Annotated in this window: 13 protein-coding genes and 1 pseudogene; 7 read left to right on the top strand and 7 right to left on the bottom strand. The window is 74.8% G+C overall.

The features are described from left to right. Window positions 1-125 precede the first annotated feature (125 nt). From ACFYMP_RS27310 to ACFYMP_RS27300, 3 genes are all read right to left on the bottom strand, one after another. Window positions 126-1508 carry an FAD-binding oxidoreductase gene (locus ACFYMP_RS27310; RefSeq protein WP_388862487.1) on the bottom strand — a complete coding sequence of 461 codons (1383 nt, stop codon included), beginning with the start codon at window positions 1506-1508 and terminating at the stop codon, window positions 126-128. 139 nt (window positions 1509-1647) lie between these two features. Next, complete coding sequence (locus tag ACFYMP_RS27305; protein WP_388862485.1) at window positions 1648-2628, bottom strand: rod shape-determining protein; 981 nt, start codon at window positions 2626-2628, stop codon at window positions 1648-1650. Between the two features lie 166 nt (window positions 2629-2794). Next, window positions 2795-4066, bottom strand: a complete 1272-nt coding sequence (locus ACFYMP_RS27300; protein WP_388862483.1) for an MFS transporter — start codon at window positions 4064-4066, stop codon at window positions 2795-2797. 165 nt (window positions 4067-4231) lie between these two features. Between ACFYMP_RS27300 and ACFYMP_RS27295 the strand changes: the two genes are divergently transcribed. The 6 genes from ACFYMP_RS27295 (at window position 4232) to ACFYMP_RS27270 (ending at window position 11375) form a co-directional block, all read left to right on the top strand. Beyond that, window positions 4232-4642, top strand: coding sequence for a ferredoxin (locus tag ACFYMP_RS27295; protein WP_388862481.1), 411 nt, complete (start codon window positions 4232-4234; stop codon window positions 4640-4642). A gap of 104 nt (window positions 4643-4746) precedes the next feature. Beyond that, entirely contained in the window at window positions 4747-5694 is a 948-nt protein-coding gene (locus tag ACFYMP_RS27290) for an oxygenase MpaB family protein (RefSeq protein WP_388862479.1), read from the top strand. Next, window positions 5676-7865 carry a tetratricopeptide repeat protein gene (locus ACFYMP_RS27285; protein ID WP_388862477.1) on the top strand — a complete coding sequence of 730 codons (2190 nt, stop codon included), beginning with the start codon at window positions 5676-5678 and terminating at the stop codon, window positions 7863-7865. Before ACFYMP_RS27290 ends, ACFYMP_RS27285 begins: the two co-directional genes overlap by 19 nt. A 32-nt stretch (window positions 7866-7897) precedes the next feature. Next, window positions 7898-9481, top strand: coding sequence for a phytoene desaturase family protein (locus ACFYMP_RS27280; RefSeq protein WP_388862475.1), 1584 nt, complete (start codon window positions 7898-7900; stop codon window positions 9479-9481). 100 nt (window positions 9482-9581) lie between these two features. Further along, window positions 9582-10370, top strand: a complete 789-nt coding sequence (locus tag ACFYMP_RS27275) for an alpha/beta fold hydrolase (RefSeq protein WP_388862473.1) — start codon at window positions 9582-9584, stop codon at window positions 10368-10370. A 69-nt stretch (window positions 10371-10439) separates the two neighbouring features. Further along, window positions 10440-11375, top strand: coding sequence for a universal stress protein (locus ACFYMP_RS27270; protein ID WP_388862471.1), 936 nt, complete (start codon window positions 10440-10442; stop codon window positions 11373-11375). Between the two features lie 77 nt (window positions 11376-11452). On the opposite strand, the pseudogene ACFYMP_RS27265 reads toward ACFYMP_RS27270, so the two are convergent. After that, window positions 11453-11629: pseudogene (locus tag ACFYMP_RS27265) on the bottom strand (GNAT family N-acetyltransferase); the annotation flags it as partial. A 589-nt stretch (window positions 11630-12218) separates the two neighbouring features. Here ACFYMP_RS27265 and ACFYMP_RS27260 point away from each other — a divergent pair. Then, window positions 12219-12719, top strand: coding sequence for a hypothetical protein (locus tag ACFYMP_RS27260; RefSeq protein ID WP_388862469.1), 501 nt, complete (start codon window positions 12219-12221; stop codon window positions 12717-12719). 107 nt (window positions 12720-12826) lie between these two features. Here ACFYMP_RS27260 and ACFYMP_RS27255 read toward each other — a convergent pair whose 3' ends face one another. From ACFYMP_RS27255 to ACFYMP_RS27245, 3 genes are all read right to left on the bottom strand, one after another. Continuing rightward, window positions 12827-14785 (bottom strand): N-acetylmuramoyl-L-alanine amidase, encoded by a 1959-nt coding sequence (locus ACFYMP_RS27255; protein WP_388862467.1) that lies wholly within the window; start codon window positions 14783-14785, stop codon window positions 12827-12829. A gap of 112 nt (window positions 14786-14897) precedes the next feature. Continuing rightward, entirely contained in the window at window positions 14898-15521 is a 624-nt protein-coding gene (locus ACFYMP_RS27250; RefSeq protein WP_388862466.1) for a GNAT family N-acetyltransferase, read from the bottom strand. 160 nt (window positions 15522-15681) lie between these two features. Then, complete coding sequence (locus tag ACFYMP_RS27245; RefSeq protein WP_388862464.1) at window positions 15682-16809, bottom strand: aminoglycoside phosphotransferase family protein; 1128 nt, start codon at window positions 16807-16809, stop codon at window positions 15682-15684. Window positions 16810-16839: the final 30 nt, after the last annotated feature.

Below are 16839 nucleotides of genomic sequence, written 5' to 3'. Positions count from 1 at the left end.
CGTAAGCCGTGGTGGGGGGGGGCCCCCCCGGCGCGGGGGGGCCCGGCGGGGGGGGGCCCCCCGCGGCTGGGGGGGGGGGGGGGGGCCCCGCGGCGGGGGGGGGGGCCCCCCCCACGTCGTCGGCCTCACACGAGCGCTCGCCCCGAGACGACGACCTTGCCCGGGTTGAGGATGCCGTGCGGGTCCAGGGCCGCCTTCACCGCGCGCTGCATCGCGAGAGCGGCGGGGCCCATCTCCCGGTCCATGCCGCCCATCTTGAGCAGCCCCACGCCGTGCTCGCCGGTCACCGTCCCGCCGAGTGCGATCGCGTCGTCCAGGATGTCCTCGAAGGCGAGCCGGGCCCGTGCCGCCGCCGCCTCGTCCCCGGGGCGGGTGATGATCAACGGGTGCAGGTTGCCGTCGCCCGCGTGCGCGATGTTGGCGACCAGGACGTCGTGCCGTCCGGCGGTCCGCTCGATGCGCGCGAGCATCTCGGGCACCGCCGCCCGCGGTACGCACACGTCCTCCGTCAGCACCGGGCCCAGCCGCTCCAGCGCCGGATAGGCCAGCCGCCGCGCCTCGAACAGGGCGTCGGCCTCCTGCTGGTCGGTGGACCGGGCCGCCCAGCTCGCCCCGGACCGCTCGAAGCAGTCCAGGATCACGGCGGCCTCCGCGTCCCCCTCGGCGCCCGGCGTGTCCACCCGGCCGAGCAGGACGACGTCCGCGTCCGTCGACAGGCCCATGTTCTTCCACGCGTCGACCGCCGCGAGACAGTGCCGGTCCACCAGCTCCAGCGCCGAGGGCACCACCCCGGCCGCCGTCACGGCGCTCACCGCCTCCCCGGCGGTCACCACCGAGTCGAAGTACCCCGCGACGGTACGCTCGGGCAGCCGCGCCGGGCGCAGCCTGACGGTGATCTCGGTGATCACGCCGAGCGTGCCCTCCGAACCGACGAGAAGACCGCACAGGTCGTAGCCGGCGACCCCCTTCGCGGTGCCGCGCCCCACCCGGACGATCTCGCCGAGGCCGTTGACCACTTCGAGGCCCAGGACGTAGTCGCGGGTCACCCCGTACTTGACGCAGCACATGCCGCCCGCGTTGGTCGCCGCGTTCCCGCCGATCGTCGACCACGGGGAACTCGCCGGGTCCGGCGGATACCACAGGCCGTGCTCGGCGCAGGCCGCCCGCAGATCGTCGTTGACGACGCCGGGCTGGACCACGGCGATCCGCTCGGCCGGGTCGACGCGCAGGATACGGTCCATGTCCTCGAAGGACAGCACGATCGCGCCGTCGACCGCGTTGGCCCCGCCCGACAGTCCCGTGCCCGCGCCGCGCGGTACGAGCGGTATCCGGTGCTCCACGCAGTACGCGACGACCGCCCGCACCTCCTCGGTGTCCCGGGGCCGGACGACGGCGAGGGGGACGCCGTGCGGGGCCCACTCCGCCTCGTCGTGCCGGTACGCGGCCACGCTGTCCGGATCGGTGATGACCCGCTGGGCCGGGATGCCTGCCGCCACTGCCTTCGCCACGCCCGTGGCCACCTCCTCGCGCACCGCGACCACCCGCGCTGCTCGCGGGGGACGCCTGTCCCCATCATCGCGCGCCCCTCCCGCGAAGAGACCGGGCGGGGGGCTCTGGACCGCGTGAAGGCACAGGTCAGCGGGTGTTTCAGAGCAGAACGGGCTGGTTCTCGCCGCAGGCCAGCTCCCAGGCGCCCGCCACGGCGGTCGCGCCCCCGGACTCCACGACGTGCGCCGGGATGCGCAGCCGCTCCCGCAGGAAGGTGTCCAGCCCGTGCAGCCGGGCGCCGCCGCCGAGCAGGAGCAGGCCGCGGTCGTGGACGTCGTCGACGAGTTCGGCCGGGCTCGCGTCCAGGACACCGCTGACCAGCCGCACCGTGTCCTCGTAGGTCGAGCGCAGCAGCGCCCGGATCTCCGCGACCGGCAGGTCCACCACCCGCGGCAGCCCGTTCGCGCGGTCCTGCCCCCGCACCGCGACCACCTCGCGGTCCTCGGCCGCGGCCAGTTTCGCCTCCTCGGCGACCCCCGCCCCGACCGTGAGCCCGTACCGGTCCCGGGCGTACCGCACGAGCAGCGCGTCCGCGCTGCCTGCCCCGCTCTTGACGGTCCGGGTCGCGAGCGTCGAGCCGAAAGCGATCATCGACGCCGTCGTGCGGTGCTCGCCCACATCCACCAGCAGGGCGCCCGAAGGGGTCGAGCACACCCGGGCGCCCACGGCCGCGGCCACCGAGTGCGGCACCGAGGTCACCTGGCTCACCCCCGCGTCCTTGCACACCTGCCGCAGCACGTGCTGCTCCATGGACGTGGCGTGGTCCGGCACGCACACGAGGGCACGCAGTCCGCGCAGCCCGCGCCGCCTGCCGCAGGCCGCGCGCAGCCCCATGCCGAGCAGTCGCGCCGCGAGCGCCAGGTCGGTCACCGCCCCGGCGGTCACCGGACGCGCCAGACGCAGGTGCGGCGGCATCCGGCCCGCCATCGCCAGAGCCTCGGACCCCCAGGTGCGTACCGTCCCGCCCTCGTCGACGACCGCGACGTGCGGACTCGACCACCCCTCCTCCCGGTCCGCGCCGTGCAGTCGCAGCGTCGAACTGCCGAGGTCGACGGCCACCTGTCTGCTGCGCGCTGCCATGAACTTCAACTCCTGCTGTCCGGGGCCACGGGTGTCTCGCCGCGCCCCTCGCCGCCACCCGGCGACGAGGGCACGGCACCACCCCCGACGTTCACCCGCCGGAGCGGCTCCGGCAACTTCGGCGCGGCGTTCGAGTGTGGGCGAACGGCGCGCGCCGCTGCCCCGTTCAGCGGTCCAGTGCGCGGTGCGCCGTCTCCGGCAGCCTCAGGTAGACCACCGAGGAGACCAGACACAGCGCCGCGACGTACCACGGGAAGAGCCCCGGCCGCTCCACCTGCTTGAACAGGGTGCCCATGTACGGGGCGGTCCCGCCGAACAACGCGACCGTCAGCGAGTAGGGGAAGCCGATCCCCGCCGCCCGCACGCGGGCGGGGAAGACCTCCGCGTTGACGGCCGCGGAGATGGACGTGAACCCGGTCAGCAGGACCATTCCGGCGCAGCTCACCAGCAGGAGCGACACGAAGGAACCGTCGATCAGCCGCAGCAGCGGAACACACAGCAGCGCGAAGCCCAGGCCGAAGAACAGCAGCAGCGGCCGGCGCCCGTAACGGTCGGACAGCAGGCCGCCGACCGGTTGCAGGACGGCGAAGAAGGCCAGCGCCAGGGTTCCCGCGAGCAGCGCGTCCGACTTCGGGACGCCGGCGTTCAGCTCGGCGTAGGTGGGCAGGTACGAGGTCCAGGTGTAGTAAGCCAGCGTGCCGCCCGCCGTGATGCCGCCGATCAGCAGCGAGGCCCGCGGATACCGGCGCAGCGCCTCGAACAGCCCCGGGCGCGCCGTGGCCTGCTCGGCGCTGCGCGTCTCGTGCGCCCCGCGCCTGATCCAGAACCCCGCGAGGCTCAGCACCGCGCCCAGCACGAAGGGGAGCCGCCAGCCCCACGCGTCCATCTGTCCGTCGTCCAGCAGGCGCACCAGGAGCGCGGCGACGCCCGAGGCGATGAGCTGCCCGATCGTCGTCGAGACGTACTGGAAACTGGAGAAGAGACCGCGCCTGCCCGCGCCGGCCGATTCGACGAGGAAGGTCGTGGAGGCCGCGAACTCCCCGCCCACCGACAGACCCTGGAGCAGCCGGGCCAGGACCAGCACGACGGGCGCGAGCACGCCCGCCGAGGCGTACGTCGGGGTCAGCCCGACCAGCAGGCTGGAGCCGCCCATCAGCAGGATGGTCACCGTGAGCGCGGCGCGCCTGCCGCTGCGGTCGGCGACCGCGCCCATCAGCAGACCGCCGACCGGCCGCATGAAGAAGCCCACCGCGAACACCGCGAAGGTGGACAGCAGCGGGACCAGGGAGTTGTCCGCGCCCTTCGGGAAGATCTGATCGGCGATGTAGGTGGCCAGGAACGTGTAGGCGTACCAGTCGTACCATTCGACCGCGTTGCCGACGGAGGCCGCGGCCAGCTGCCGCACCGGTCGCCGGGTGGGGGACAAGGTCAGTGTCATGCGCACGTCCCTTTCCCGGGCCGGGGGTCCGCACACCCGCGGCGCGTGGCGATCTTGCGCAGGGGACGCGCGCACCGCGCACCGGGCCGGTTTGGGCGTCCCGTGACCGGCAACCCGCTCCACGGTCACGCGCGCCGTCCTGTCCGGCGCCGGAGAGGAGCCCCCATGACCTCGGCGAGCACCCGCTCCGCCCGGCAGGCGGACGGGGAATGGGACCGCGAACGGCTCGTGCGCTACCTGGAACAGCGCTTCGCGTGCGTCGAGTCCTGCCGGGCCTGCGCGCGGGCCTGTGCCCGTCACGCGCACGGCCTCGACACCAGCAACCGGGCCCTGACCTGCGTGGAGATCTGCGACCGCACCGCGCGTCTGCTGGCCGGGGAACCCCCGCGCCGGGCCGAGGACGAGTCCGAGCTGAGCTTCCGGCTCGCCTGGTGCCGTGAGGCGTGCCTCGACTGCGCCGCCCGCTGCACGGACCTGCGGGCCCCGGACGCCGAGGCCGCCGACTGCGTCCGCGCCTGCCGGGCCTGCGCCGACGCCTGCACCCAGCTCCTGCGCACCCTCGAAACCGCGCACTGACCGCGCACCGGCGGGCCCGGCGACGCGCGCCGGGCCGGCCGGAGGCAGAATCGGCGGGGCGGCCCCTCAGGCGGCCGCACCCGACCAGCCGAGGAGGCGCCGACATGGCCGAACGGCCGCACCCCGCCCAGGCGCCCGACCCGGGCCTGTTCGGGCCCGACACCGTGACCTGGCACCTGCACGCCGACCCCATGATGTGGATCGCCGGAGTCCGCGCCCTCTACTTCCAGGCCCTGCACCCGCGCACCCTGCGCGGGGTCACGCAGAACTCCGACTTCCGCGAGGACGCCTGGGGCCGGCTCGTCCGCACCGCCCGCTTCGTCGCCGCCACCACCTACGCGCCCACCGAGGACGCCGAGAAGACCGCCGCCCACGTCCGCCGCGTCCACCGCGCGCTCGGCGCCACCGACCCCGGCACCGGCGAGCGCTACGGCGTCGACGAGCCCGCACTCCTGCTGTGGGTGCACTGCGCCGAGATCTCCTCCTATCTGCACACCGTGCGCCGCTCCGGCTTCCGGCTCACCGACGCGCTCGCCGACCGCTACGTCGCGGAGCAGCGCACCTCCGCGCGGCTCGTCGGCCTCGACCCGGCCCAGGTGCCCGCCACCGTCGGTGAACTCGACGCCTACTTCCGCAGCGTGCGGGACCAGCTCGCGGTCGGCCCCGAGGCCCGCGAGGTCGACGACTTCCTGCGCCGCCCGCCCGTGCCCACCCTCCTGCGGCCGGCCCGCGCCGTCCTGTGGCGCCGGGTCGCCTCGCTCGCCTACGACTCGCTCCCGCCGTGGGCCCACACCCTCTACGGCACGCCCGCCCCGCCGCACGCCGTCGTGACACGGCGGCTGCGTGCGGCCGGCCGGCTGCTGCGGGCCGTACCGGCCACCGTGCGCTGGCAGCTCCCGCCCAAGCACATCCTCACCGCCGTCGCACGGCTCGGCCCCGGCGCGCGGCCCTCCCCGTACCCACGGGGCGAGGGGACGGCCATACTGGACGCTTCGGGCACAGCGCGGCGAAGCGACGGGGGCGACGGCACGCGATGGCGGACACCAGGCTGATCCAGGGCCGCTACCGGCTGCTGGACCTGATCGGACGCGGCGGCATGGGCGAGGTGTGGCGCGCCCGTGACGAATCGCTGGGCCGGCGGGTCGCCGTCAAATGCCTCAAACCCCTCGGCGCGCGACGGGACGCCGACTTCACCCGGGTCCTGCGCGAGCGCTTCCGCAGAGAGGCGCGGGTCGCCGCCGCCCTCCAGCACCGGGGCGTCACCGTCGTCCACGACTTCGGCGAGCACGAGGGCGTGCTGTACCTCGTCATGGAGTTCCTCGAGGGCCGCAACCTCAGCCAGCTCCTGGAGGACCACGCCCCCCACCCGCTGCCCCTCGACGTCGTCCTCGACATCGCTGCCCAGGTCGCCGCCGCCCTGGCGCACACCCACGAACAGGGCGTCGTGCACCGCGACCTCAAGCCCGCCAACATCATGCGGCTCGCCGACGGCAGCGTGAAGATCTGCGACTTCGGCATCGCGCGGCTGGGCCACGACATCGGCTTCACCTCACGGCTGAGCGGCACCGGTGTCGCCATGGGCACCCCGCACTACATGTCGCCCGAGCAGATCGGCGGGGAGAGCGTCGACCGGCGCAGCGACCTCTACTCCTTCGGCTGTGTGCTCTACGAACTCGCCACCGGGCAACCGCCCTTCGCCTTCGACGACGTGTGGGCGATCCTCGTCGGGCACAGCGACACCGCGCCGCGTCCGCCGAGCGAGCACCGCCCGGAGGTGCCCGACCACCTCGACCGCGTCGTCCTCGACCTGCTCGCCAAGGACCCGGGCCTGCGCCCGCAGGACGCCGGGGACGTCGTCGCGCGACTCACCGAGAAGCTGCCCACCGCCCGCCCCGCCACCGAGGCCCCGCTGCCGGCCTGGACACGGGGCATGACGGCCGGCCACAAAGCCTTCGCCACCACCGGGGCGCGCCACACGGTGCCGCCCGGCACGGTCACCGGGTTGTCCGCCACCTGGGCCGCCCGCGCCGCCGGGGGCGTCCCGGCCGCGGCCGAGCAGCGCCGGCCGACCCCCGCGCCCGAACTCCTCGCCCACCTCGGCAGCCGTCACCAGGCGGGGCTGAGCCTGGGGCGCCTGGGCCGCTGGGAGGAGGCGGGCGAGGTGCACCGGGCGGTAGCCGCCGAACGCGCGCACCTGCTGGGCCCCGCCCACCCCGACACCCTCGCCAGCCGGGGCGAGATCGCCCTGAGCCTCAGTCGCACCGGCCGCCTCTCGGACGCGCTGCGTGAGTACACCAGGATCGCCGGGGCCCGGGAACGCACGCTCGGTCCCGAACACCCCGACACGCTCACGGCCCGTCACGAGACCGGCTACGTCCTCGGCCGGCTCGGCCGGCACTTCGAGGCCCACGAGGTCTACCGCCGCGTCCTCGCCGCCCGCGAACGCACCATGGGGCCCGGCCATCCCGACACCCTGTGCTGCCGCCACAACCTCGCCTACACCCTCGGCCGCCTCGGCCGTCTGGAGGACAGCCTGCGCCTGGCCGAGGAGACCGCCGTCGAGCGGTCACGCGTCCTGGGCGCGGGCCACCCCGACACCCTGCTCACCCGGTACGAGATCGCCCACACCCTCGGCAGCCTCGGCCGCTGGGGCGAGGCGCTCGACAGCTACCGGGCGGTGGCCGCCGGCCGTGGCCGGGTACTGGGCGCCGGACACCCCGACACCCTGGCGGCCCGCTACGAGGCCGGCATCGCCCTCGGCCGGCTCGGACGTACCGCAGAGGCCCTGGAGCTCTACCGCGCCCTGGTCGAGGACCGGACCCGCGCGGAGGGTTCCGAGGCGCCCGAGACCCTGCGGGCCCGCCACGGCCTGGGCGTGAACCTCGGCCGGCTCGGCCGCTGGGAGGAGGCCCTGAACCAGGCGCGGGAGGTGGCCGCGGCCCGCGTACGGCTCCTCGGTCCCGGCCATCCCGACACGCTCGTCAGCCGCCGGGAGATCGCCGTCGCCCTCGGCTGGCTCGGCCGCTGGGACGAGGCGCTGGACGCCTACCGGACCGTCGCCGGGCACCGCGAACGCGTCCTGGGCGCGACGCACCCCGACACTCTCTCCAGCCGCGACGACGAGGCCCACTGCCTCGAACAGCTCGGCAGGTCCCAGGAGGCCGCGCTGGTCTACCGCGAGGTCGCCCTCCTGCGCGCGCAGTCAAGAGGCTCCGGCCCCTGACGGAGGCCGCCCGCGCGTGCTACCAAGGGTTCATGGCCGACACCGCGCCCCCCGCCCCGCCCCCGGGGCCCAGCCGTGAGGCGTACGACGCGATCATCGTCGGCGGCGGCCACAACGGCCTGGTCGCCGCCGCCTACCTGGCCCGCGCCGGCCGCATGGTCCTCGTCCTCGAACGGCTCCCGCACACCGGTGGCGCCGCCGTGTCCTCCCGCGTCTTCGCCGGCCTGGACGCACGGCTGTCCCGGTACTCCTATCTCGTGAGCCTGCTGCCCCGGAAGATCGTCGACGACCTCGGCCTCGACTTCCGGGTCCGCACCCGCGCGGTCTCCTCCTACACCCCCACCGTCCGCGACGGCCGCCCCACCGGACTGCTCGTCACCCGCGACGAGGGACGCAACCGGGCCGGATTCGCCGCGCTCACGGGGGACGACCGCGCCCACCGCGCCTGGCGGGAGTTCTACGGGATGACGGCGCGCGTGGCCCGTGCCGTGTTCCCCACCCTCACCGAGCCCCTGCCCTCGCGCGCCGCGCTGCGCGCACGGATCGGTGACGCGTACGCCTGGCGGGCGCTGTTCGAGGAGCCGCTCGGCAGGGTCGTCGAGGCGACCTTCGAGGACGACCTGATACGCGGCCTCGTCCTGACCGACGCGCTCATCGGCACCTTCGCCGACGCCCACGACCCGCAACTGAGACAGAACCGCTGCTTCCTCTACCACGTGATCGGCGGGGGCACGGGCGACTGGAACGTGCCCGTGGGCGGCATGGGCGCCCTCACGACCGCCCTCGCCGACGCCGCGCGCGGGGCCGGGGCCGAGATCGTCACCGGCCACGAGGCAATCCGTGTCGACACCGACGGACGGACGGCGCAGGTGCACTGGCGGTCGGCCGCCGGAGAAGGGCGCACCGGCACCCGCCAGGTCCTGTCCGGAGCCCCGCCCCAGACCCTCGCCCGGTTGCTCGGGCGGGCCGCGCCGCCGGCCCCCGAGGGAGCCCAGCTCAAGGTCAACATGCTGCTCACCCGGCTGCCCCGACTGCGCGACACCTCGGTCGATCCCCGCGAGGCCTTCTCGGGGACCTTCCACGTCGACGAGGGCTACGCCGGCCTCCGGGCCGCGTACGGGCAGGCCCGAGCCGGCGAGCCGCCCGCCGTCCCGCCCTGCGAGCTCTACTGCCACTCGCTCACCGACCCGGGCATCCTCGGCCCCTCCCTCGCCGCGAGCGGGCACCACACCCTCACCCTCTTCGGCCTGCACACCCCCGCTCGGCTGTTCGGCGGGGACCACGAGAAGCGCAAGGAGGCCCTGCTGCGCGCGACTCTCGCGGGACTGGACGCCCACCTCGCCGAACCACTCGCCGACTGCCTCGCCGTCGACGCGGAGGGACGGCCGTGCGTCGAGGCGAGGACCCCGCAGGATCTGGAGCGGGAGCTGCGGCTGCCCGGCGGCCACATCTTCCACCGTGACCTCGCCTTCCCCCACGCCGGCGAACACACCGGCCGCTGGGGCGTCGAGACGGAACAGCCCAACGTGTTCCTGTGCGGGGCGGGTGCCGTCCGGGGCGGAGGCGTCAGCGGCGTTCCGGGGCACAACGCGGCGATGGCCGCGCTCGGAGTCTGACGGCCCGTCCGCGCCCGCGGGCCAGGACCGCCCCGGTACCGGGGCGGCGCCGTCCGCGCCTCGATGTCTGACCGGCGGCGCGGAGGGGGAGGACTCTGCCATGAATCAGCACCCCGCGGACCAGCCCAGGACCCTGCGCGCCCACGGCATCACCCTCGCCTACCGGGTCGCGGGCCCCGAAGACGCGCCCCCGCTCCTCCTCCTGCACGCCCGGGGCGAGAGCGGAACCGACTGGCGGCCCGTACTCGGCGCGCTCGCCGACCGGCGCCGGGTCTACGCCCTCGACCTGCGCGGACACGGGGCGAGCACCTGGCCCGGCGAGTACTCGTACGAACTGATGCGCGACGACGTGTACGCCTTCCTCGGCGCCCTCGGGCTCACCCGCGTCGACGTCCTCGCCCACTCGATGGGCGGACTCGTCGCCTGTCTGCTCGCCCAGGACCGGCCGCGCCTGATGCGCAGCCTCGTCCTGGAGGACGTGCCCGCGCCGCTCCCGCTCGATCCGCCCCGGCCGCCGCCCGCACGGCCCGAGGGCCCCCTCTCCTTCGACTGGCGCATGGTTCTCGCCACCGAGCGCCCCCGCAACCTGCCCGACCCGGCGTGGTGGCGGCGCATGGACCGGATCGACCTGCCGGTCCTCATGATCGCCGGAGGGCCGGACAGCGTCGTCGACCAGGCGTCCGTGGCCGCGCTCGCCGAGCGGATACCCGGCGCCCGGCTCGTCACGGTCGACGCCGGTCACCTCGTGCACGCCACCCGTCCCGAAACCTTCCTCGCCCACGTGCTGCCCTTCCTGGACGCACCGGGCGCCCGCGTGCGGCCCAGCGCGCGGGAGGAGGACGCGCCCCGACACGGGCCCTTCGGCTCTCCCCTTCCTGGCCCCCGCTGAGCGAGGCTTGGCCGGAGGACCGATCATGGCGCGTGCCGGGGACGGCGCGCGCCGGGAACGAGGAAGAACATGAGTGACCTGCCGGTACTGGCCGCGGTGGACGGCTCGGAAGACAGTCTGCGGGCCCTGGACTGGGCGATCGGGGCGGCGCGGACGCGCGGCAGCGTCCTGCGGATCGCGCACGTACGCCAGTACGCGGCCTGGGCCCAGCCCGAGGTGCTGGCGGCGGGGGAGGAGCCGGTCGGCGACCCGGTGCTCGACCGGTTGCGCCAGAGCCTCGGCGAGCGGACCCAGTTGCCGCCCCTGGAGTTCGTCACCGTCGAGGGTGCTCCCGAGGCCGTCCTGCCCGAGATGGGCGCGGACGGTCAGCTGCTCGTCCTCGGCTCGCGCGGGCGGGGCGGATTCGCGAGCCTGCTGCTCGGCTCCAACGGCATGGCCGCGGCGCGCGAGGCGGCCTGCCCCGTCGTGGTCGTACCGCGGCCCGGACGCGCGGTCCCCGAGGACATGGCGATGGAGGTGGCGCCGGGGCCGCGCGTCGTTCTGGGCCTTCCCGCCGACGTCACCGACGAGAGGGCCGTCGAGTTCGGCTTCGAGGAGGCGGCTCTGCGCGGCGCCGTGCTGCACGTGGTCTCGGCCTACCCCTGGCCCGCTCTCGCGTGGACCGCGCTCGGCGACTACACCCCCTCCGTCGAGGACCAGGAGGCCGCGGAGAACGAGTGTCTCGCCCTGGCGCAGGGGGTGGTCGACCGCCACCGCGCCGCCCACCCGAAGGTCGACGTGCTCGTCTCGGTCGCCGCCGGGGACGCGGCGGGTCACCTCGTCGCCGCCTCGGCGGACGCCGAACTCGTCGTGGTGGGCCGCCACCGCAGGCGACTGCTCCAGCCCGGCCGCATCCTCGGTTCCGTCACCCAGGCCGTGCTGTTGCACGCCGCCGCGCCGGTCGCGGTCGTCCCGCCCGCGCAGGCCGAGGAACAGGACGAGGACGCCGACGCCTCCGCGGCCTGAGCCCCGCCGGGGACCGCCTCAGGCCGCGGACGGCACCAGCCGCCGCGAGTGGTCGACGTAGCCGGCCGTTCGAAGGCGGCGGCCGTCGGCGTGTTCCCGAGGTCGGTGTCGGCGCGCACGAGCCGCGCACCGGCCTCGGCCACGAGCACCCGGATGACCTCGCCCAGCAGCTCCTGGGCGTACCCGTGCCCCCGGTGCTCGGGCAGCACACCGGGGTAGCCGACGACGGGGTGCTCGTGGTTGCGCGAGGGCACGGCGAAACCGGCCGTCGCCCCGCGGCGTCGCGGGCCACCCGCCACCACGCGCGCTCGCCGGGCATCGTGTCGCGACAGAACCCCACGTCCCGCCGGGCCTGTTCCCGCGCGCCCAGCTCCACGGCCTCCCGCGCGGAGGCCGAGTCAAGGCTTCCCTCCAGGCAGCGCCGGAACAACTCCACGAACACCTCGTCCGCGGGCTCGGCACGGAAGTCCAGCCGACGTGAGGGCGCCGGGAGCCCCCGCGAGGGCTCCCCCTCGTAGCGCGGTCGCTTCAGGCTCCCGGTCGAGGTCTCCGTCGGGACGCGGGGCGGGTGCTGCGACATCCGGCTCCCGTCCCGCGCGGCACCTTTCGCCCGCACCCCTCAAGCTCCGCACTCTCACCCTGAAGTGCAGGGTGAGAGTGATGTTTCACGAGGGTTGCGCGCGGGTCCGCGCCGCAGCACCCGGACCCGCGCGCACGACGCCGTCCCGGGCCCGCTGCGCCGCCGACGCCCCGGGCGCCGCACGGGAACACGCCGTCGCGGACCGGGTCTCGTCACGCAGGGGTGCCCGCCGGTCACGCCTCCCGGGCACGTACCATGGCGGCATGTCCTTCCTCCGCCGCCGCAACCCCGCCACGCCCGCGGGCCCCGCGTTCGACGTCCTGGCCATGGACCCCGGGGACTGGCCCGGGAACCTTGGCGCCGGACTCCTGCCCGCTCCCGACGGCAGCTGCCAGGGGGTCTTCCTGCGCTACGACCTCTTCGGCGGCCGGGGCCCCGCGATGATCATCGGTAACCTGCCCGAGGGCTCCCCGGCCCGGGAGCTGGCCGACAATCAGGTGCCCTTCGAGGTCGCGCAGCTTCTTCTCGCGCTGGAGAACGACGAGGACGTCGAGGTCGTGGGCGTCGAGGACATGCCCGTCATGCAGGGCGACAACCTGTTGATCGTGCGCCGCCTCAAGCTCTCCGAGAGCCGGATCTCCTGCGTGCAGTTCGACCGCAGCGACAACGTCCTGGTGACCATCGCCGCCTGGGACCGGCCGATCACCGACGATCTGTACACCCTGCTCAAGCCGCTGCCCGCCGAGATGTTCCAGCAGGGCTGAGCGCGCGCGGCGCGAGCGGAGGCACGCCGACGGCCGGCCCGGAGCCTGCTGCCCCGGACCGGCCGCTCACGCGTTCACGCCCGCTACGGGCGCGACGCCGCCGTGGATCAGTGCCGCGCGTCCGTCACCTGGACGTCGTCCGCGTTCACGTACGCGACGCGGTGGCCGAACTGGATCTCGTAGTACGTGTTCTTCCCGCGCACCACCTGATGTCCCGCCGTGTCGAAGGTCGGGGAGTAGAAGTACTCGCCGTGCACCTTCGCGCCCGCGACGTACCGCTGACCGGCGGGCAGCTTGTACGAGAACGGGGAGAGCGCCTGCGGGGTGATCCCCGCCGGGTAGGCCGCCGCCTCCGGATAGGCCCTGCCGTAGACGGGGACGTCCTCGCGCCCCGCCCTCGGCGTGATCACGAGCGCCTTCGCCGGCACCGCCGTCGGGGCCTTGCGCGGGTTCTTCAGCCACGCCTTCTGGCCGAGGTACCACACGGCCGTCCAGTCACCCTGGCGCCCGGCCACCGCGAACTGCTGGCCGGTGGACACCCGCGAGCCGAGGTCGTTGACACCGGTGGTCGAGTCCTGACCGCCGGGCCGCAGGCCGATGTCCTTGACCAGCGGGGCGTCGTCCGAGGGGGCCGTGCGCAGCCACAGCTCGCTCGACCCGTGCGAGGGACACGCCTCCCCGGCAGCCGTGCAGCCCGTGTACTGCGGACGGTTCCTCGCGTACCGGGGAAGCACCGTGACGACCTGCGCGCCCGGCCCGGCCGTGGGGTGGAAGGGCTTGCCCATCAGCGCGAAGTAGTGCGCCCAGTCCCAGTAGGGGCCCGGGTCGGTGTGCATCCCGGGGATGCCCGAGGTGGTCGTCGCCGGCACGTTGTCGTGCCCCAGGACGTGCTGGCGGTCCAGCGGGATGTCGTAGCGCTTGGCGAGATAGGCGACCAGCCGCGCGGAGGTCCGGTACATGGCCTCCGAGTACCACGCGTCCGGCGAGGTCAGAAAGCCCTCGTGCTCGACGCCGATCGACTTCGCGTTGACGTACCAGTTGCCCGCGTGCCAGCCGACGTCCTTGGTCCGCACGTGCTGCGCGATCAGGCCGTCGGTGGAGCGGACGGAGTAGTGCCAGGCCAGGTACGTGGGGTCCTGGACCAGGCCGAGCGTCGTCTCCCAGTCGGCCTCGGTGTCGTGGATGACGATCGAGTCGATCGTCTGGTCCTTGGGCCGGTCGGCGAGATCGTGGTTGCCGTAGTCGCCCTCGCCGAACTCCTCGTACGGTGCGGGCACCCACGTACAGGACACGGTGCGCGGACACTCGGCCTCGCTCTTGCCGGCCGGACGCAGCCCCGTGCCGCGCAACTGGGCCGGGTCCGCCTCGGCACGCGGGTCGGCCTTCAGCAGCACGCGCTGACCGGCGTCCGTCGTGCGGCTCTCCCCGTCGTGGATGACGGAGAAGACGTCCTGGGCGTAGGAGGCGGCCGTGGCCCTATCCCCGGCGCCCGAGAACGCCGCGACCGCCCCGAACCAGTCGGCGGGGTCGGCGCTCAGCGGCCGGCCCTGCGCGCGCTGGGCCCGCGCCAGCAGCGCCGCCCCGCCGGCCACGTTCGCGGCGGCGTCCGTGCGCAGCGTCGCGGCGGGCCTCCCGGTGAGCTTCGCCGCCTTCCCCAGCGTCTTGAGGCGGGCGGGCAGTTCCGCGGCCTTCGGCGCCTCGTGCCGCGGGCGCAGAGCGGCACGCGAGCTGTCGCCGCGCGGGTCCTCGGTCCCCTCGCTGTGATGCCCGGCGCCGGCCAGCGCCGTCACGGCGTCGGTGAGGTGCATGGGGCCGTAGCCGCCGCTCACGCTCGGCGCCCCGCCGTGCTCGTCCCAGCGGGACTGGAGGTACGACACACCGAGAAGCACGCTCTGCGGTACGTGGTAGGCCGCGGAGGCCGCCGCGAAGGCGTCCTGGAGGCGCTGCGCGGGGCGCGGGGCCGCGGCGCCGGACGGCACCGCGGTCAGCAGCGGGAGAAGCAGCGCGGACGAGGCGACGACGGCCGCCGTCCTGCGTCTGCCGCGGACAGGGGGAATTCCTCGCAAGACAGCCTCCTGTGGGGAGATGGTGCGCGATGGGACTTCGGGTCCGGACGTGCCAGTGGTACCGGCTGTCCGACGATCCGTCAATCACGTACCAGGGCAAGGATTTCCCATGTCAGGGATGGTCCTGTGAAGTACCAGTGGAGTGGACCAATGACGTTCGGCCGGCCCGCCACTCCGGAGCGAGGACCGACATCGTCACCCAGTCGACCCATACGCCGTCCTGGAACAGCGAGGCGCGCCGCCGCCCCTCGACGACGAAGCCGAGCTTTTCGTATACGTGGCGGGCGCGCGTGTTGAAGGGCAGCACCTCCAGCGCCACCCGGTGCATGCCCAGTCGCCCGAAGGCGTGGCCGACGATCAGCTCGGTGGCCTCCGTGCCGATCCCTCTGCCGCGGCCCGCGGCGCCCACGAGGATGCGGAAGACGCAGCCGCGGTTGCGCGCGTCCCACTCGTACAGCGCGGCTTCCCCGACCAGTCGCCCGTCGGCGCGGTCGGTGATCGCGAGGTCCAGCCGGTCCGGGGCGTCGACGGCCCGCGCGTAGAAGGTGCGCAGTCGCTCGTCGTCGAAGACCACTCCGGCCGCCCCCGTCAGACGGCCCACCTCGGGCTCGCGCACGATCGCGCTGATCCGCGGGAGGTCGGCCGGGGTGAAGGGGCGCAACACGGTGCGCTCACCGACCAGCGTGGGTATGACGGACAGGTCGGGGGCGGACCGAGGAGGAGCCTGGCTGTTCATCCCGGGATTCTCGACGGGGCCGGGGTTCTGTGCAAGCGCATGGTGCCGCGCGCCCGGTGAGAGGCGTCCGCGTACGGGGCGGCCCAGGGGGCGAGGGCGGGTCGGGCGCCGGGGCCCGCGGCCGAAGGCGCCGCGGGCTCACCTCGCCGGTCGACGGCGTTCAGCGGGTGCCGACCGCCGCGCGCACCGCGTTGCGGGCCGTCGCGCAGTCGTCGTGCAGCCTGCGCAGCAGGAGCCGCTGTTCCTCGCCCGAGCTGGGCACTCCGGGAACGGCGGCGGGTGCCGTCTCGTGCATCGTGCGCTGGACCGCGGACTCGTAGGTGCGGATCTCGCGGGTGAGGACCAGCATGAGGTTGATGAGGAAGGCGTCCCGGGCGGCGGGGCCCGTGGACTGCGCGAACTGGGCGATCTGCCGGCGTACGTCGGGCGCGTCACCCAGTACCGACCACAGCGTCGCGAGGTCGTAGCCCGGCAGGTACCAGCCGGCCTGGTCCCAGTCGACGAGCACCGGGCCCGCGGGGGAGAGCAGCACGTTGGTCAGCAGCGCGTCGCCGTGGTTGAACTGGGCCAGGCCGCCGCGGCCCGCGCTCGTCGCGATCCCGTGCAGCAGTTTCTGCAGGTCGCCCAGGTCACGGTCGGTCAGCAGCCCCAGCTCGTGGTAGCGGTTGAGGCGCGCCGCGTAGTCCAGCGGCGCGTCGAAGGTGTGCGGAGCCGGCTGCCAGGCGTTGAGCCGGCACACCGCGGCGAGCGCGGCCCGTACGTCCCCGCGGGCGGGGGCCTGCACCGGATGCCGGCGGCCGGCGGCGGGCCGGCCCGGCATCCGCTCGATCACCAGTACCCCCTGCTCGGGATCGGCCGCCACGAGCCGGGGCGCCCGCACCGGCGGACGCTGCCGCACGAAGGAGCGGTAAGCGGCTATCTCGTGCCGGATGTGCTCGGCCCACACCGGTGAGTGGTCCAGTAAACACTTCGCGACCACGGCGGTTCGCCCGGTCGTGCCGACCAGCAGCACCGAGCGGCCGCTGCGGCGCAGTACCTGCGCGGGGTGGAACTCCGGGCAGATCCGGTGCACGGCGCTCACCGCGGTGCGCAACTGGGCGCCCTGCGCGCCGGAGAGGTCGAGACGGCCGCTGGGCTGCTGGCTCCCCACGAGGCCCGGCGCCCGACGGGCCCGGCCCGCGGCGAAGGGGGCCCCGGCCGGCCGCGCCGGGTCCAGGTAGGGGGCGCCCGGCTGGCGGACCCGCGGCGGCCTCGGCGGCGCGGACACGGAGGACGATGCTGTGTACATGGGCGGGGCAGGTCCCTTCGTGGGCCGATG

This window comes from Streptomyces sp. NPDC007088, assembly GCF_042869355.1.
Classification (GTDB): domain Bacteria; phylum Actinomycetota; class Actinomycetes; order Streptomycetales; family Streptomycetaceae; genus Streptomyces.
The sequence above is the reverse complement of the archived record's forward strand: the minus strand, read 5'-3'. Positions and strand labels throughout refer to the sequence as shown.

What these genes read in the sequence shown, in the direction of transcription:
- ACFYMP_RS27285 (WP_388862477.1), top strand. Translation starts at nt 5,676, where the DNA reads ATGGCGGACACCAGGCTGATCCAGGGCCGCTACCGGCTGCTGGACCTG.
- ACFYMP_RS27300 (WP_388862483.1), bottom strand. Translation starts at nt 4,066, where the DNA reads ATGACACTGACCTTGTCCCCCACCCGGCGACCGGTGCGGCAGCTGGCC.
- ACFYMP_RS27295 (WP_388862481.1), top strand. Translation starts at nt 4,232, where the DNA reads ATGACCTCGGCGAGCACCCGCTCCGCCCGGCAGGCGGACGGGGAATGG.
- ACFYMP_RS27270 (WP_388862471.1), top strand. Translation starts at nt 10,440, where the DNA reads ATGAGTGACCTGCCGGTACTGGCCGCGGTGGACGGCTCGGAAGACAGT.
- ACFYMP_RS27250 (WP_388862466.1), bottom strand. Translation starts at nt 15,521, where the DNA reads ATGAACAGCCAGGCTCCTCCTCGGTCCGCCCCCGACCTGTCCGTCATA.
- ACFYMP_RS27280 (WP_388862475.1), top strand. Translation starts at nt 7,898, where the DNA reads ATGGCCGACACCGCGCCCCCCGCCCCGCCCCCGGGGCCCAGCCGTGAG.
- ACFYMP_RS27245 (WP_388862464.1), bottom strand. Translation starts at nt 16,809, where the DNA reads ATGTACACAGCATCGTCCTCCGTGTCCGCGCCGCCGAGGCCGCCGCGG.
- ACFYMP_RS27305 (WP_388862485.1), bottom strand. Translation starts at nt 2,628, where the DNA reads ATGGCAGCGCGCAGCAGACAGGTGGCCGTCGACCTCGGCAGTTCGACG.
- ACFYMP_RS27290 (WP_388862479.1), top strand. Translation starts at nt 4,747, where the DNA reads ATGGCCGAACGGCCGCACCCCGCCCAGGCGCCCGACCCGGGCCTGTTC.
- ACFYMP_RS27260 (WP_388862469.1), top strand. Translation starts at nt 12,219, where the DNA reads ATGTCCTTCCTCCGCCGCCGCAACCCCGCCACGCCCGCGGGCCCCGCG.
- ACFYMP_RS27275 (WP_388862473.1), top strand. Translation starts at nt 9,582, where the DNA reads ATGAATCAGCACCCCGCGGACCAGCCCAGGACCCTGCGCGCCCACGGC.